We start from the raw sequence: 17,092 nt of genomic DNA on the forward strand, positions 1-17,092 counted from the left end.
TCTTTTAAAAGATGTGTTAATATACTAAATACGGGGAAAAATGATCAGAAGCGTTACCGGTATTGTTTTGATAAGCATGATTTGTACACTGGTCATTCCGGCATGCGGGCCGCATCGCAATGATCAGAAAGAAAAAGCGGTGGCGGCAAATGAAGCAAAGTTTAAAAAAAGAAACCCGGATGTGGTGTCGGCTACACTGGAGCGTGATGCCCGTTTTGCTGTGGATGCTATAGCATCAGGCCTGATGGAAATAAAGTGGAGCGAACTGGCGCAAAAGAACGGCAGCGAACCACGGGTAAAAGCGTTTGGAAACAGTATGGCTGCAGCTCAACAGACTGCGAATAACGAATTAAGGAGAATGGCCGCTTCCAAACAAATTACATTACCGGATACAGCTGTTGCCGGTGCACGGTATCAGCAATTGAAATCTTTAACAGGAGATCGGTTTGACAAGGATTATATCAAAACCATGATCCGTTCGCAACGGCAGAACATTGAGGTTTTTAACAGATACATCAGCGCGGGAAAAGATTCAGACTTGCTGAGGTGGGCTATATTGAAGCTGCCGGCCTTGAAACAGCACCTGGGATATGCCAGAGGCGTGGACAGCATCCTGGAGCGTCAGCGGATAAATGGCGTACCTTCCCTGCCCTGACCGTTCCATTTTAATTTTAGGATATGAAAAGCAAGAAAGAAAGGAAAAAACAGTCAACGATCAAACCGGATGCAGAAACATTGCATAAAACGGACCCGCAGGAGGAAATGAAAGGCCCCGTTTCCACACCCATGCAGGAACTGGAAAAACTGTTTGATGTGTCTGAATCAAAAAAACGAACCAGGAAGAAAAAACAATAGCAATTGTTTGAAAGCAACGGTTACCGGAGGAGTTTTTCAATCAGGAAACGCCGCTGTAAGGCCCGCTGAACAACCGTTTGCACAAGGGTTATAGTATTATAATGAGTATTTTTATAAGTATAACAAAATACTTCCATTATGAGTAACCGAAGGAGTTTCCTTAAAAACATTGCTGTGGGAGCAGGAGCCCTTGCCATTGACCCTGCATTTGCCGTTGACGATGCATCTATGCAACACGCGCATGCGTTGGAGAAAACCACCGCTGCCTTTAACATGAGCGGCTTCGGGGCCACCAAACTGGATAAGGTCCGGATCGGTTTTATCGGGGTAGGCAACAGAGGCAGCGGAGCTGTCGCCCGTATGAGAAATATCGCGGAAGTGGAGATCGTTGCGATCTGTGACCACCGCCCCGAGCGTATTGCAAGATCCCAGGAAACATTGCAGAAGGCAGGATTGCCCAGGGCCAAGGAGTATACGGGAGAGGAAGGCTGGAAAGCACTTGCCGGGAGCAATGATGTAGACCTGCTCTATATCTGCACCCCCTGGTCGCTTCACACACCCATGGCGGTATATGGCATGCAGCAGGGGAAGCATGTGGCGGTGGAGGTGCCTGCAGCAGTGACGCTGGATCAGTGCTGGCAACTGGTTGAAACATCGGAGAAAACCAAGAAGCATTGTATGATGCTTGAGAACTGTTGCTATGATTTTTTTGAAATGATGACCCTCAATATGGCACAGCAAGGTGTTTTTGGCGAGTTGCTGCATGCAGAAGGGGCATATATCCATGATTTGCTGAGTATGAACTTTGAAAAGAATTCGTACGATCAGATGTGGCGCCTGGAAGAAAACGCAAAGCGCAATGGCAATCTGTATCCGACCCATGGTCTGGGACCGATAGCCCAATGTCTCAATATCAACCGGGGGGATAAAATGGATTACCTCATTTCAATGAGTACCAATGATTTTCAGATGCACGACCTGGCAGTAAAGAAAGCAGGGGAGGACAGCTTTTATAATAAATATACCAACAAGAACTTTCGGGGCAATATGAATACCTCCATCATCCGGACCACTAAGGGAAAGACGATCATGCTGCAACATGATGTTACTTCACCCCGGCCGTATTCACGTATTCATGTGCTGAGCGGTACAAAGGGCGTAGCACAAAAATGGCCCGAGCCGGCAAAGATCGCTTTCGGGCATGAGTGGGTAAAGGAAGATGAAATGAAAAAACTGGAAGAAAAATATACACCGGCATTGGTAAAACATATTGGTGAAATGGCAAAAAAAGTAGGCGGTCATGGCGGGATGGATTTTATTATGGACTGGCGACTGATCGATTGCCTGCGCAACGGGCTGCCGCTTGATCAGGATGTATATGATGCTGCACTCTGGAGTGCCGCCGGTATCGTAAGCGAACATTCTGTTGCAAAAAGGTCCTCGCCCATAAATGTGCCTGACTTTACCAGGGGGAACTGGAAAACCAACAAGCAGGTCAATCTTTCACTGGAGGGCGCCACCACCACTACACGGGCATTAAAAAGTTAAATCAGGCGTTTTAACGATACTCATTTTATCAGGACCGGATCATCTTTTATGACCGGTCCTTTTTTATTAAAGATTCCGGGCATAACTTTTGAGGCGAAGTGGTATTAACGCCGGGAACGCCCCATCCCGTTATTCCTATCCTTTAATGGCAACAGCTATGCGAAAAAAACAACTAATAAGAGGCGTTGGACTGCTCACCGCAGGAGCAGCCGTGATTGCAATCGCCAGACGCCGGACCATACCAAAAGGAGTTACAGCCGTAACGGATTTTGATAAAGACCGCTATCTTGGGATCTGGTACGAAATTGCACGTCTTGATTTCCGCTATGAAGAAGATCTGAGCTATGTGAGAGCCGAGTACAGCCTCCGCTACGATGGAACATTACGGGTGGTGAACCGCGGCTTTGATCACCGCAGGCATAGATGGCAACAGTCCATAGGCAGAGCTAAGTTTGTTAACAATGAGCGTACCGGCCAGCTCTCCGTTTCTTTCTTTGGGCCTTTTTACACGGGCTATAATGTTATTGCAATTGATGAGGATTACCGGTATGCGCTGGTTTGTGGTAAGAACAGGAATTATCTCTGGCTGCTGTCAAGAAAGAAGACCCTGCCCCGGCATATTGAGGAACGTTACCTGCGGAGGGCCCGGGAACTCGGGTTTGATGTTGACCGGCTGACCTGGACAGAACAGGTATGACCCGGATCCGGTTCCGGATGCATTTACAAAAGCAGTACTGTTTATTCCCGGTGTTGTTAAAATGCTCCTGCTTGTACAAATTAGCAGGAAGCCGCTGATTGTCTGTGTTTTTTGATCCCGGAATCGTATTTTTGAAGGTACCGGTTTGCCGGGATGCGATGAAGCTATATCAATTACATTAACGATAATTTTAAACAACAACCAACAATCAAGTGAAAAAGAGAATTTTGTACTTTTTGTTTGCTGCGGTCCTCGGGACGGCAGGCGCAAATGCACAGTGGAAGCCTGTTAGCGGAAAGATCGCCAGCCCGTGGTCTGAGAAAATTAATCCGGAAAATCCGCTGCCCGAATATCCGCGTCCCCAGCTTACAAGGGAGAATAACTGGAAGAATCTGAACGGGCTCTGGCAATATACCATTCTTCCCAAAGCGGCCGCCGACCAGCTTCCTGCTAGCTATGAAGGCTCGATCCTTGTTCCCTATGCGGTTGAATCGTCGCTGAGCGGTGTTGGAAAAACGGTGGGAAAAGACAGTGTGCTGTGGTACAACCGCATCATCGACATACCGTCGTCCATGCGCAAAGGAAGACTGCTGCTGCATTTTGGCGCGGTAGACTGGGCAGCGCAGATTTACATAAATGGAGTACAGGTAGCCACTCATGAAGGTGGTTATGATCCTTTTTCAGTAGATATTACAAAAGCTTTAAAGAAAGGAGCCAAACAGTCCGTGGCTGTACGTGTCTGGGATCCTACGGATGAGGGCCCCCAGCCTGCGGGAAAGCAGGTGAAAAATCCGCATGGTATCTGGTATACACCTGTTACCGGTATCTGGCAGACCGTATGGCTGGAGCATGTTCCGGAAACATATATCACTTCGGTAAAACATACGCCGGATATCGATAAACAGGAACTGGCTGTTTCCGTAGTTACGGAGCAGCTGCAGCCGGGAGATCAGATCCGTGTTTCAGTTTGGGATGGGGCCAGCCAGGTAGCCACACAAACCGGTACGGACGGAAACACGATCCGGCTGCCGGTCCCCAATGCCAAACTGTGGTCGCCACAGCATCCGTTTCTGTATGATCTGAAGATCGCAGTGTTGCGGAAAGGTAAGGTCATCGACCAGGCAGGTTCCTATTTCGGCATGCGCAAATCTTCCGTGGCAAAGGATAAGAACGGCATCTTCCGGATGCTGCTCAATAACGAATTTGTTTTTCAATATGGTCCGCTGGATCAGGGTTGGTGGCCCGATGGGTTGTATACGGCTCCCACCGATGCGGCGTTGAAATTTGACATCGAACAGACCCGCGCCCTCGGTTTTAATATGATCCGCAAACACATCAAAGTAGAACCCGCACGTTGGTATTATTACTGCGATAAGCTGGGCGTGCTTGTTTGGCAGGACATGCCGAGTGGCGACAGAGGCGGGAACGTATGGGATCAGTATCCCGGATTTATTTCAGGGCTTCCGCTCGACAAGGAACGGACGGCCGCATCGGAGGCCATTCATAAAAAAGAATGGAAGGCCATTATGGATCACCTGCACAATTATCCCAGTATTGTTTGTTGGGTGCCTTTTAATGAGGCCTGGGGACAATTTAAAACAAAAGAGATCGTGGAGTGGACCATGGCCTATGATCCGTCGCGCCTGGTAAACGCTGCAAGTGGTGGTAATTATGTAAAAGGGCTGCCCGGTCATATCATGGACCTGCACCGTTATCCCGCGCCCATGATGCCGGACCCGGACATCTATGGAGATAAACAAGCCCTTGTATTGGGTGAGTTCGGAGGTCTCGGCCTGCCGGTGGAAGGACATACCTGGGTGTCGAGCGGCAACTGGGGCTACCAGAGCTTTAAAGATCAGACAGCGCTTTACGATAAATATGAAGAATTCATCAACCGGCTGCCGGATCTGATAAAAAGAGGACTTTCAGCAGCTGTTTACACACAAACCACTGATGTGGAGGTGGAAACAAACGGATTGTATACCTACGACCGTAAAGTGCTCAAATATCCTTTGGAGCGTATGTTCCGGCTGCACCAGCAGTTATACGATAAAAAGCTGGTACCCTAAAAAAGGGCCTTTACGGCAGTACAGCCCGGAAGCGGAATTGCCGTTTCCGGGTTTTTTATCTTTTTATGGTGAGCACATCCCCTTTATACTGGTTATCCACGATCAGCAGCAAAAAAGGACGGGTGCTGAAGCTTTGCTTTGCACCCTTTTTTTCTTCGTAGGAAAAAATGATCCGCCCGTTGTCTGCCTGCAGTACCGGATTTTCCAGTAGTACTGCACTGTCGGATACCGGGTTGATAACCGCAATTACATATTGTTTTGTAAAATCGACAGGCGTGGGGCTACCGTCTTTACCCATCACCGCAGCCTGGCCAAAAATGGCATCAAAGTCTTTCTGGCTGCTGATCCTGGCATTGCTCAGTGTGCCATCGGTATAATCATTTTTTACAAAATAATGGGATGCTACTGTAAACGGAACAGGTGTGCTTTCCTTTGCCGCCACAGTGGTTTGCGGGGCGGTTTCGGTTTTTGCAGGTGCGCTGCCGGTATTACAGGCCGCCAGCAGGATGATACCGTGCAGGGCAATGATCGGGAGGTTTTTTTTCATTTTTAGTTGTTTATAATATGTCTGCTGTTAAAGCTGGTGTCGGGAGTTTTATCTTGCCTGACCAATATCCAGACGGTCGAATTTACCGGCAGCATCCTGATGGAATTTAAAGAAGACCCTGAAGCGGCCCCACCGACCCGCCTCAAAATTTCCATATACATCCCTGCCTTCGTTTTCCACTGTATCAATACTGAGAAATTTTTCATTGCCCAGTGCCCCGGAAAAAAAGGACCTGAAGTCTACTGCATTTCCATCATCCGTCATCACCGGATTGCCGGTGAAAAAGGAATACCAGGACGGATCTCCGGCCTGTAAAGCGGCAATGGCATTGCGTACATTTTCGTTGGTGATCTTGCTCAAATCCATAATTCAGTGTTTATAGCAGCCGGTTGTTAGGGGCGCGGCACTCCCGGCAGAAGCGATCTGCCATTTAAATTTACGGCAATTCTTTTAAAGACGCCCACAGCTTTCCCGGGGCAGCTATAGGTCCGGAAAACAGGAATTGATAATGTAATTGATTGATTAGGGTAATATAGTTTATATAATTGATAAGAATTAATGTTGGATAAAAAGAGCCGGTAGGCTATTTTTGAAGAGAGCATGCGTATTTCAGGAGGAGCGCCCGGAGCCGGTAGAAAATGAAGATGCTGATGTGCAGTGAAGGGTACGGAGTGCTGCCGGGTTATGGATTGCGTTTGTTCAGAAGACGGTTTGCTTTTGTAGGTACTGATTTAAATAGAATTCCCGTTTACAGGTGAAACCACAGTTTGTTGATATTATTTTTTCAAAGTCCGGAAAGATCCAGGTAAAGAAAACGGCCAAGTCAAAGTTTGACGCGCCCTTCCATTTTCATCATTTATGCGAACTGGTTTGGGTGGAGAAAGGATTCGGAACGCGGATCATCGGGGATTCCGTATCCAATTTTAAAAAGAACGACCTGGTACTGATGGCACCCAATCTTCCGCATATCTGGAGAAGCGATGCGCGGAACGATTTTGTGAAATCCACGACCATTTATTTTGACCCGGGATTCCTGGCGCATCTTACCGACGAAGAAGGCACCCTTGACCGGTTCAGGCAACTGATCGCCAGATCGGGAAGAGGGATTTTGTTTTACGGGGAAACCTGTAAAAAAGTGGTAAGGATATTATCGGGTATAGCGGAAACAGAAGGCATTCCCAGGATCATCGGTTTCTTAAAGGTGATTGACCTGCTGATCACATCAGACGAGCTGAACCCGCTGGCGACAACACTTTACAATAACCGGTATGATGAAAAGGATGCGGGACGGATCTACAATGTATACCAGTACCTGCTCAAGAATTTTAAGCGGAACATCAGTCTCAAGGAAGTGGCAGATCTTTGTCATATGACCACCAATTCCTTTTGCCGTTTTTTCAAAAGCCGCACCAATAAGTCGTTCACACGATTTCTCAACGAGCTCCGGATCGGCTATGCCTGTGAGCTGCTGCACGATGAAAAGTACGCCGTTTCCACGATCTGTTATGAATGTGGTTATAATACCACGGCCAATTTTCATAAGTTTTTCCGGCAGATCCAGCAGACGACACCGGCAGGGTACCGGAAAAAAATTCAACAGGGATAAAGACCCGGCTTCCGGCTGATTTCCCGGTTCTGTCATTTTAAAATTTGATTGCATGAAAAAAATAAGTTTATTACTGCTGCTGATCATCATCAGCAATGTCCTGCCCGCGCAGCACTATGAGCCCAACTGGGCCTCATTGAATAAACGCGGGATTCCTGCCTGGTTCCAGCAGGATAAATTCGGGATCTTTATTCATTGGGGACTGTATGCCGTGCCTTCCTATGCACCGGTGATCCCCAACAGCGGTGAAAGTTATGCAGAGTGGTACTGGTACCGCCTGCCGGAGAAGAAAAAGGATTTTATTGCTTTTCATAATAAGAATTACGGTGCTGATTTTAAATACGAACAATTTGAACCGATGTTTAAAGCCGAGCTGTTTGACCCGCAGCAGTGGGCTTCGGTTTTTAAGGCCTCCGGAGCGCGTTATGTGGTGCTTACTTCAAAGCATCATGAGGGGTATTGTTTATGGAACAGTCCTGAAGCCGATCGCGACTGGGGCCGGCCCTGGAACGCAGTTACAGGCGCTCCTAAGCGCGATCTGCTGGGCGACCTGACCAGTGCTGTGAAGGAAGCGGGTCTGAAAATGGGGTATTATTATTCTTTGTACGAATGGTTCAACCCGCTCTGGCAGAAAGACCGGAAACGGTATGTAACGGAGCACATGCTTCCGCAAATAAAGGACCTGGTTAATAAGTATAAGCCCTCACTCATATTCGCAGACGGGGAGTGGGATATGCCGGATACGGCCTGGCACAGTCCGGAATTCCTGGCCTGGTTGTTTAACGAATCACCGGTGGCAAAGGATGTGGTGGTCAATGACCGCTGGGGCAGCAATACCCGCGAACACAATACCGGCGCTACTTATACCACATCGGAATATGGCGGCGGAATGGATGCCAGCCGGGTATGGGAAGAGAGCCAGGGGATCGGTCACTCTTACGGGTACAACCGTAATGAAAAGCTGGCGGATTATAAAACGGACCGGGAGCTGATCCTGATGCTTGTGGACATTGTGTCAAGAGGGGGGAACCTGTTGCTGGATATCGGGCCAACGGCAGATGGCCGTATTCCTGTGATCATGCAGCAGCGGCTTACAGCGATCGGTGACTGGCTTAAAGTGAATGGGGATGCGATCTACGGCACCAAAGCCTTTCGTCAGCCTTATCAATGGAGCAGCAGCAACATCCCCAAGAAAAGTGACAAGAGTTATATGGCCGGATACAGTGTAGCGCAGCTGGTAAAACCAAAGACAGATGCGGCGCATATCGAGCTCTTTTTTACACAGAAAGGAAAGGACCTGTTTTGTATCCTGCCGGATTACAGGAGCAAGGTGGTGATAAAAGGGCTGAACATGCCGGCAAACGGAAATGCAGTGCTGCTCGCCAATAATCAACCGGTTCCGGTAAAGAACACCGGAAAGGATTGTGTGATCGATCTGTCCGCATTCAGGCCGGGCGAATTACCCGGGGAGCTGCTGGTGCTGAAACTGCCGGGTGTAGTGAAATAAGATGGATGGCGAAATGCCACGAAGGCTCTAAGGCTCAAAGAACCACGAAGGGGGTGTATGAAATGTTTTTGTGTGGCTTAGTGCCCCGGTGGTGTACCTGCCGGGTAGTAACCATTAAAAAGTTAAGGCGCATTTAAGAGGCCGTCTGAAAATTCTTAATGGCTTAATGGTTTTAAAAATTCCTGCTTACTGTTGGAGCTTCTTATTGCTCAGTCCTGGTGGCGAAATGCCACGAAGGCTCTAAGGCTCAAAGAACCACAAAGGGGGTGTATGAAATGTTTTTGTGTGGCTTAGTGACTTTGTGTCTTTGGACCCGGTAACACCAAGGCTCCGGAGATCAACATGAATCGTGGAGGAGATAGAGTATAGTGCTCACCGGTTACACGGATTGTCACAGATAAATGTATATATAACAACGTCAGTGTTGCTGTGCCGCGCGATCAGTGCGCCGGTTTATCTTTGTGAATCTTCGTGTTTTAGTGTCTTAGTGGCGAACAGGTGGTGGATGGATTGAGGATTGTTCTCACCGATTACACGGATTGTCGCAGATAAATGTATGTGCGGCAGCGCCAGTGTTGCTGTGCTGCGCGATCAGTGCGCCGGTTTATCCTTGTGATTCTTCGTGTTTTAGTGTCTTAGTGGCGAACAGGTGGTGGGTGGATTGAGGATTGTTCTCACCGATTACACGGATTGTCACAGATAAATGTATACGTGGCAGCGCCAGGTTTTTCTGTGCTGCGCGACCAGTACGCCGGTTTATCTTTGTGATTCTTCGTGTTTTAGTGTCTTAGTGGCGAACGGGTCACGGAGGGGATTGAAGAATTGTAACATTGGGTGATCCGGGAATCGCCTGGCTGGAAATATTAAAAAAACCCGATACGGACTTTGGAAAAAGCTGGTATGGGTCTTTTTGATAACGAATTGCTTGTTGTAATACTGTAAAGTAATAAAGGTTCTGCGGGTATTTGATCAAATATCTTAACCATTTTATAAACAAAATAACCGTTTATTGTGTACCGGGTACAACTTACCGGGTTTTTAGCTCCATTGTGAGTGACTGCTGGTTCCGGATGATGGATACCGGGAAATGGCCTTTCCAGTTATTGCTGTCCAGGATTTCCAGCAGTTGTCGTACATCTTTAACGGGCATACCGGCTGCGCTGCGGATCACATCTTTTTCCAGGATGCCGGAACGGCCCAGCAGACTGGTGCGGTCAGCAGCAAGCACGATGACACCACTCTCATCCGGAAGACCATATGCCGACCGGTCGCCGATTCCTTCCACTGATTTGATCTTCCCTCCAAGGAATGTTACACTGCTTTCTTTGCTGTCGGGTGCTGCGGGGTTTGTTAAAACAGGAATCGCAGGTTGCAGTGCCAGCTTTCGAAGCGCAGGTTGTTGTACCCCGAATTCCATCGGGAAATTTTTGAACCCGATACGGAAAGCCGGAGAGCCCGTTGCCACCGTATAATTGCCTTCCGACGTGTTTGTAAACATCGGCTGTCCGTAAATACTGTTCTTGTCTGTTCCGTTTTGCTGTGCCAGCCGTAATGCAGTACTGTCGGGGAACAGGTTCGAATCGATGGCATCGCCCCACCACCGGATCTGTATCGGGAAATATTTTTTCAGAATGATATTGTGTTTAAACGCATCCCCGCTGTTCTTAAACCAAACATGCGGATGAAAAGAATTATTGACCAAGATATTGTTCTCCACGGTGCGGTAAAAACCTTCCCGGAGTTTGATACCCCCGTTCAGACAAACATTATTGTAAATATGATAATTAGAGGAACCATCGTCCAGGTCGATATCCCATCCATGATCACAGCGGAAGCGGTTGTTGCGGATGATGGTCGGCTGCTGTGCGTCCAGCAGGATCAGTTCCGGATGAAGCGCCACAAGACTGTCCATATACTTCCTGTTGGCTGCCCAGTAGCGATCGCGCCCCCAGGAATTAAAAGCACCATGATCACCCGTTTCCAGTACCGTGTTGAACACATCATTGTATTCCAGTACATGACCGCCAAAGGCGCCGTCCCCGATGTTCAGGCCTGCGCGCGGGGTATTGTAGATGCTGTTATGGCTTACGGTAATAGCGGCTGCCATTTCTATCTGAACACCGGTGGCCTGTTTTTCGATCTGGCCCAGGTCATGTAACAAATTATCCGTAACCAGGCATTGGCGCGGATAGTTTTCTGATCGTGGTCCGGGTGTCTTATCGAGCTGTTCGTAGCCGACAAAATCTTCATAACGAAAGGAGGGGGATCGCAATGCATCCGGATCGCCGATAAAGCTTACCGCGCTGGCGCCGATAGCGGCGATATGACAGCCGCTGATGGTATCGTTCTTATTATATCGGCTTACCATAATGGCGTTGCCGCCGATGCCCGTAAAATTGCAATTTGTTATTGAACAGGATTCCGTTCCTTCCAATAGCACGGCAGCACCCCGGTACAGGGTCCAGTCGCTGCGTACCAGGGGCTCGCGCGTATCCATAAAGCTGCGTTCATTATGAAGGAAATTCAGCCCCGCCAGCCGGATATTCCGCACCGGGCGGGAAGCGCTGCCTTTGAGCTCAATGCTGTTTTTTAAATGTGCTACTTCAATGCGGGCGGTTGCCAGGTGGATACCCCGGGGCGGATAATAATACAGCTGGTGCCCTGCGCGATCAAGAAACCATTCCCCGGGCGCATCCAGTTCCTCAAAAATATTTTCGACAAAACGGTATTGCCCGTGCATCGGTGCAGGACGGTTGTTCTGCCATCCGCCCTCGAGTTCCAGGCTATTGTCTGATCTTACTCCTGAAATCCGGTAGTGGAAACCGCCCCATTCATGGCCATGCAATGCATGTACATAACCACCAACGGGGTTTTTCCATTGCTTTATTTTTTGCGGACTGATGGCGTCGGCAGCAGTACCATGAAAAACCCTTGCCGTACTGTCATAGTTGGGATACCGGGCCAGTACCTGCAGCTGGTTATTTACATAGAGCCGCTCGAAAACAACTCCTGCAGGAACTGCTGCCCGGTAGATCCCGTTGCGGTAGGGTTCCCAGTGCAGTGCCAATTGCCGGCCGGCGCTGATGTTTACAGGCTCGTTATTATAGGCGGTAATGGTAAGTGAAGCCGCCTGAACCGCTTCTGAACGGAGCGTGATGGTGGAATCAAGATAATAGGTGCCGCCGTTCAGGAAAACGGTTGCTGCTTTTTTCTGGTTTGCGGCCTGTGCTACTGCCTTGTGGAGGGTTTTAAAAGGTGCCTGCCTGGTACCGCTGTTATTGTCATTGCCGGCGGGAGATACAAAGAAATCGGTTTGAGCGCTTACTGTCCGGAATGACCCGGATAGCAGCAGGCAGAAAAAAAATATGGTTGTCGTTCTGTTCATATGTATAAATCGTTAGATGTATTTTTGATTCCCGTATCCGGCAGGATAAACCCCGGCAGTTGTGCTGCAGATGAAATGAGTGTATGGGTTTCATAAGCAGGGTTTTCCGGATATATAAAATACCAGCTCTGGAAAAAGCCGGTCCGATTGATCTTAACTAATGCGTACAGCGTATTAATACCTGTAAAGTAATAAAAAAGAGCAGCATGCCTGTTCAAATATTTTATCTTTTTTATAAACAAAATAAGCTGCTGCAGGAATAGAGGTTTGCCTTATCCGGGGCCGGAGACCCGGATAAAATCAGTATCTTAGCAATAGTGCGGCCGGTGGGCCTTCGCCGGTACTAACCTTTTTGAACAAATGCCGGTGCAGAATGCAGTTAAAAACACTATCCGATAACGAAATTTATGTAATATGTATTTTACCCAACAGGATATTGAAAAACGAAGAGCGCGGCTGACATTGAAATGGGATGCAGTGCTTAATGACGATGAAGCAGTTTTGATATACTCCGGTGATCCTGTACAGAAGCCCGGAGGTCTGGACCAGACCTATCCGTTCCTTCCGCATCCCGCTTACTACTGGCTTACGGGCAGGAGACGGGAAGGCGAAGTATTATGTTACAATAAAAATACCGGATGGACCGGATTTCAAAAACAGCCGGCAAAAGAGGAGGCGGTTTGGGAAGGAGTGCGCAATGATCTGCTGGTGATCAGTCCGGGCCGTCCCTTACAGGAATTGGAAGGGTATCTTCAGACACAGCAATATTCAGCGATATACGAATTGGGACAAACCGGAAGACCGTTGGCTCCCGGCAAAACCATCGAGCTCCGCACGCTGCTGGATCAGACAAAAAGGGTAAAGGATGCTGCAGAGATCGCATTGATACGGCAGGTGGCAGCTATTGCAGAGCGGGGGTACGAGAAGCTGGAACAGGTATTGATGCCGGGTATCTGTGAAAAAGAATTGCAATTGTTATTTGAAACAGAGATTGTTCGCAACGGAGCGCATACCGTTCCCTATGAAACGATCGTGGGCGCCGGCTCAAACAGTGCCATCCTGCATGCGCTTCCTACACAGCGTACCATTGGCGAAAACGAATTTGTACTGATCGACGCAGGTGCTGCTGTTTTTGATTACTGCGTGGATATCACCCGCACTTTCGGGTCATCACATAGCATGGACAGTCGCCATAAAATGTTATATGAGCTGGTGTTAAAAGTACAGCTGTCCTGCATCGGAATGACACTGCCGGGGGCACCCTGGCATGCGGTACATATGCATGCCGCTGAATCGTTCACCACGGGATTGCTGGAACTGGGCATCCTGAAAGGCGGAATGGAAGAGCTGCTGTCCTCCGAAGTGATCCGCCTGTTTTTCCCGCATGGAGTGGGTCACCTGGTGGGGTTGGGGGTAAGAGATACGGGCCAGGAAGAACGCAGGGATAACCGGTCTTATTACGGCAGCCGGTTGCGTGTAGACCTGGCGCTGGAGCCCGGTCATCTCATTACAGTTGAGCCCGGGCTTTATTTTATCCCGGCCCTGCTTAACGATGCGGAGCTTCGCAACCGTTACAAAAATAATATCAACTGGCAGGAGCTGGAATACTGGATGGAAATCGGTGGGGTACGGATCGAAGATAATATCCTGCTTACTGACGGAGGAAATGAGAACCTTACCGGGGGCATCAATAAACAGGAGACGATCTGAGGCGGTTCAGGGTAACAGCAACACACCATTGTAAATATAGATCCCGCAGATGATGGCCTCACCCAGTAAAAGGGGCAGTATAAACTGCCAGAACCGCAACCGCAGCAGGCCGGCTGCATAACAAACCAGGTCGGTAGGAGTAAATGGCGTAAAGGCCCAGCCCAGGATCAGCCAGAAACCCCGTTTCCCGTTCAGCTGTTCTTTGATCCGTTCCAGTCTTGCTGCTGTGTTCTTTCCGGAAAAAAAGCTGCCTTTCAGATAACCCGCGGCATAATAAATAAACGTGGATACTATAAAGACCGTCAGTAAAAATACAAGGAACAGCAGGAGGGGCGTATCCTTAAACAGCAGCATACCGGCAAGAAGAAAAGGGGTGGAGGGCAACAGCAGTAATCCCCGCAGGATACAGATACCAAAATAGACGAGCCAGACCTGCTGCCGGTATTGAAGCAGGAGCGCGGCAATCGTTTCCCGTGTGAACAGTTCCCGGTTGAATAAATAAAAAAAGAACCCGGCGATGATCAGGGCCAGCCAGCCAAACCGGAGCAATTGCCTGGCCCATTGCACCCCCCGGTTACTGTTTCTGTGCATAGTAAATAAATGCAGGAGGTATATTAATGGGCTCAAAACCGAGTTGCACAAGTGGGAACTTACGGCGCAGCAGCGCCCGGTCATTAAGCGAATACTGGAACTGGATATAATAGCCCCCGGGCTTCAGTACCGTACAGACGGTATCAAGAATATGTTCTTTTACTTCCGGAGATAAATTGGCCAGCGGCAGCCCGGAGATGATATAGTCCACAGTACCGCTGTACACATATTCCCGCAGGGAGCACACATCATCGTTGACAGCAACAAACTGCCGGTGGTGCAGCTGTTGCAGTTTGTAAAAGAGCCGGGCATTGATCTCAAATGAAGTTAGCCGCGATGCCGGATTGATTTGGGACAGGAGGTGCCGGGTGATGCTGCCTGTTCCGGCACCCAGCTCAACCACATGCACCTTCCGGCTGAAATCAATGACCCGTGTCATACGGCTGGCAAGCCGCGGGGAACTTTCAACGATGGAGCCTGTTTGGGAAAGATTCTCGTAAGCTGCTCTGAAAAAAGTAAACATAGCTTTAATTTTTCTGTAAAATAGAAAGGACAACAGGGTATATAAAAACGAAATCGACAGGTGATCTCCACCGGCCTGCCAACGGCAGATAACACCGGATAAAAAAGAAAAAGCAGGTGCCGGATTATTTGTCGCCCTAAAAGGATGGTTTGTTGCCGCAAAGAAGCTGTTGATCGATAAAGTTTGACTGCTGGACTTTAATCGCGAATTTTATGAGATGAAATTCCGGACTTTGCCTGCCCCTTTCTTAAAAACAATCTTGCGGCGCACAGCAGCACATCTGCTTTTCTGGGTGGTATTTTATGTGGTACAGTTCTACTATGACCTGGTATCGATCTCAGGCCTGAAAATAGCACCTGCAATGTTTTTAAATCCCTTGCGCATAATCGCAGGGGCGGCATTTGTTTTTTATCCGATGATGTACTGGATCGTGCCGCGCTTTTTTGCACGAAAAAAATACGGGCGGGGCGTTTTATGGACATTACTTTTATTTGGATGTTTTGTTTTTGGGGATGCGATCTGGGAACTTCGTATTCTGAATCTTTGCCCGGCCTGCTGGGAAGAGCTGCGCGTAAAGCAACCGGATTATTATAACTATCTCCACCGGGGGCTGCTCCATATGGTGCTTACCCGCCTGATCAGTCTGGGGTTTTTGTACCAGTTGCTTGTGCAGCAAGCCATACCCATCGGACTAAAAATAGGAATGGCTTACTTTAAGCAACGGCTGACCACCGTTAAACTGGAAAAAGAAAACAAAGAGCTGGAACTGCATTTTCTCCGGTCACAGATCGCCCCGCACTTCCTGTTTAATACGCTGAACAATATCTATGGTCTTATCCTGAAGGGGGACAGGGAAAAGTCTGCTGCCACAGTGGCGCAGATGGCGAGCTTCCTTCGCTATTCACTTTATAGTGACACTGCCGATAACACGCTGGGCAAAGAGATCCACCTGTTGCAGGATTATATCGAACTGGAAAAAATAAGACGGAATCATACGCTGGTCAACTTTACTTTTGAAGCAGATGATCCTTCGCTGTTTTTCCCGCCGTTATTACTGATGCCTGTTCTTGAAAATGCGTTTAAATTCTGCCCGGACACACCCGGCTCGGGTAACTGGATCTGGGTGCAGCTGGTGCTCCGTCAGGACTATTTGTATATTTCTGTTGCCAACTCCACCGGTGAAATGCGGATGCCCGCGGTGGGCGGCGGTATCGGGCAAGACAATATACGCAGGCGGTTGCAGCATTATTACGGCTGGAATCATACATTTGTGACCCATAATGAAAAAGACATGTACACCGTTGTGATCGAAATTAATAATGCACATGATCCATTGTATCGTAGTAGATGATGAACCGCTGGCCAGGAACATTCTGGTACAGCACCTGTCCCGTTTCCCCGACTGGAAGTTGGTGCGCGAATGCATCAATGCCACGGAAGCCTGGAAGGCATTACAGGAGGAGTCCGTTGAGGTACTCTTCCTGGATATACAAATGCCGGGTGTTAGCGGACTGGAACTGCTGCGATCCCTGAAACAGCCGCCGGTAGTCATCATGACCACTGCCTACAGCCATTATGCTGTGGAGGGTTTTGAACTCCGGGTGGCGGATTATCTGCTGAAGCCGGTCACATTCGGGCGCTTTACCCAGGCCGTTGCCAGGGCGCAGGAACTATTGTCTGCACCGGTGGTTACCATACAGGAGCAACCTGCTGCCACTGCACCGATGGTGTCAGATCACCTGTTTTTAAAGGTAGACAACCGGCATATGCGGCTGGACTTTGATGCCTTGCTGTATCTTGAAGCACAGCGCGATTTTACAAAGATCTTTTTGCAGGATAAAACCCTGCTGGCAGGCCTCCATCTGAAACTGCTGGAGAACATGCTGCCTGCTGTATTGTTTATGCGGGTGCACCGTTCCTATATCGTCAATAAAAGCAAGGTGACCGGTATTGAAGGCAACCGCATTCTGCTGCAAAAGAAAGAGGTGCCCATCGGAACACATTACAAAGAGGCTTTTTTTCGCTGGATGGGACTTTGACAATCCCCGTCACAT

At 48.7% G+C, this 17,092-nt stretch carries 15 protein-coding genes; 10 read left to right on the forward strand and 5 right to left on the reverse strand.

The window, feature by feature from the left end:
* The first annotated feature begins 40 nt into the window (after window positions 1–40).
* The 5 genes from K7B07_RS20425 to K7B07_RS20445 all read left to right on the forward strand — a co-directional run bounded on the left by K7B07_RS20425 (window position 41) and on the right by K7B07_RS20445 (window position 5,169).
* Window positions 41–655, forward strand: a complete 615-nt coding sequence (locus K7B07_RS20425) for a DUF4142 domain-containing protein (RefSeq protein ID WP_223712392.1) — start codon at window positions 41–43, stop codon at window positions 653–655.
* Window positions 656–678: 23 nt separating this feature from the next.
* Entirely contained in the window at window positions 679–855 is a 177-nt protein-coding gene (locus K7B07_RS20430) for a hypothetical protein (protein ID WP_223712393.1), read from the forward strand.
* Window positions 856–993: 138 nt separating this feature from the next.
* A complete protein-coding gene (locus K7B07_RS20435; RefSeq protein ID WP_223712394.1) occupies window positions 994–2,403 on the forward strand; it encodes a Gfo/Idh/MocA family protein in 1,410 nt (469 codons plus the stop codon).
* A 157-nt stretch (window positions 2,404–2,560) separates the two neighbouring features.
* Window positions 2,561–3,100, forward strand: coding sequence for a lipocalin family protein (locus tag K7B07_RS20440; protein ID WP_223712395.1), 540 nt, complete (start codon window positions 2,561–2,563; stop codon window positions 3,098–3,100).
* A gap of 212 nt (window positions 3,101–3,312) precedes the next feature.
* Window positions 3,313–5,169 (forward strand): glycoside hydrolase family 2 protein, encoded by a 1,857-nt coding sequence (locus K7B07_RS20445; protein ID WP_223712396.1) that lies wholly within the window; start codon window positions 3,313–3,315, stop codon window positions 5,167–5,169.
* 55 nt (window positions 5,170–5,224) lie between these two features.
* Here the strand turns inward: K7B07_RS20445 and K7B07_RS20450 are convergent, their stop codons facing one another.
* Entirely contained in the window at window positions 5,225–5,716 is a 492-nt protein-coding gene (locus tag K7B07_RS20450; protein WP_223712397.1) for a hypothetical protein, read from the reverse strand.
* Between the two features lie 48 nt (window positions 5,717–5,764).
* The gene (locus tag K7B07_RS20455) at window positions 5,765–6,082 is read right to left on the reverse strand and encodes a hypothetical protein (RefSeq protein WP_223712398.1); all 318 of its coding nucleotides are present in this window, start codon (window positions 6,080–6,082) and stop codon (window positions 5,765–5,767) included.
* Between the two features lie 388 nt (window positions 6,083–6,470).
* Here K7B07_RS20455 and K7B07_RS27820 point away from each other — a divergent pair, with 388 nt between their 5' ends.
* Together K7B07_RS27820 and K7B07_RS20465 are read left to right on the forward strand one after the other, a co-directional pair.
* Window positions 6,471–7,322: an AraC family transcriptional regulator gene (locus tag K7B07_RS27820; RefSeq protein ID WP_223712399.1), complete on the forward strand. Its 852-nt coding sequence runs from the start codon at window positions 6,471–6,473 to the stop codon at window positions 7,320–7,322.
* A gap of 52 nt (window positions 7,323–7,374) precedes the next feature.
* Window positions 7,375–8,829 carry an alpha-L-fucosidase gene (locus tag K7B07_RS20465; protein WP_223712400.1) on the forward strand — a complete coding sequence of 485 codons (1,455 nt, stop codon included), beginning with the start codon at window positions 7,375–7,377 and terminating at the stop codon, window positions 8,827–8,829.
* A 1,027-nt stretch (window positions 8,830–9,856) separates the two neighbouring features.
* Here the strand turns inward: K7B07_RS20465 and K7B07_RS20470 are convergent.
* A complete protein-coding gene (locus K7B07_RS20470) occupies window positions 9,857–12,214 on the reverse strand; it encodes a PDZ domain-containing protein (RefSeq protein WP_223712401.1) in 2,358 nt (785 codons plus the stop codon).
* Window positions 12,215–12,628: 414 nt separating this feature from the next.
* Between K7B07_RS20470 and K7B07_RS20475 the strand changes: the two genes are divergently transcribed.
* Window positions 12,629–13,924 carry an aminopeptidase P N-terminal domain-containing protein gene (locus K7B07_RS20475; protein ID WP_223712402.1) on the forward strand — a complete coding sequence of 432 codons (1,296 nt, stop codon included), beginning with the start codon at window positions 12,629–12,631 and terminating at the stop codon, window positions 13,922–13,924.
* A gap of 6 nt (window positions 13,925–13,930) precedes the next feature.
* On the opposite strand, the gene K7B07_RS20480 is transcribed toward K7B07_RS20475, so the two are convergent.
* Window positions 13,931–14,515, reverse strand: a complete 585-nt coding sequence (locus tag K7B07_RS20480; protein ID WP_223712403.1) for a TVP38/TMEM64 family protein — start codon at window positions 14,513–14,515, stop codon at window positions 13,931–13,933.
* Entirely contained in the window at window positions 14,499–15,038 is a 540-nt protein-coding gene (locus K7B07_RS20485; protein ID WP_223712404.1) for a class I SAM-dependent methyltransferase, read from the reverse strand. The genes K7B07_RS20480 and K7B07_RS20485 overlap by 17 nt, the downstream gene beginning before the upstream one ends.
* Window positions 15,039–15,297: 259 nt before the next feature.
* Here K7B07_RS20485 and K7B07_RS20490 point away from each other — a divergent pair, with 259 nt between their 5' ends.
* Together K7B07_RS20490 and K7B07_RS20495 are read left to right on the forward strand one after the other, a co-directional pair.
* Window positions 15,298–16,389, forward strand: a complete 1,092-nt coding sequence (locus tag K7B07_RS20490) for a sensor histidine kinase (RefSeq protein WP_223712405.1) — start codon at window positions 15,298–15,300, stop codon at window positions 16,387–16,389.
* Window positions 16,364–17,077 carry a LytR/AlgR family response regulator transcription factor gene (locus K7B07_RS20495; protein ID WP_223712406.1) on the forward strand — a complete coding sequence of 238 codons (714 nt, stop codon included), beginning with the start codon at window positions 16,364–16,366 and terminating at the stop codon, window positions 17,075–17,077. The genes K7B07_RS20490 and K7B07_RS20495 overlap by 26 nt, the downstream gene beginning before the upstream one ends.
* The last annotated feature ends 15 nt before the right edge of the window (window positions 17,078–17,092 follow it).

The sequence above is a fragment of the Niabella beijingensis genome, from assembly GCF_020034665.1.
Lineage (GTDB): Bacteria > Bacteroidota > Bacteroidia > Chitinophagales > Chitinophagaceae > Niabella > Niabella beijingensis.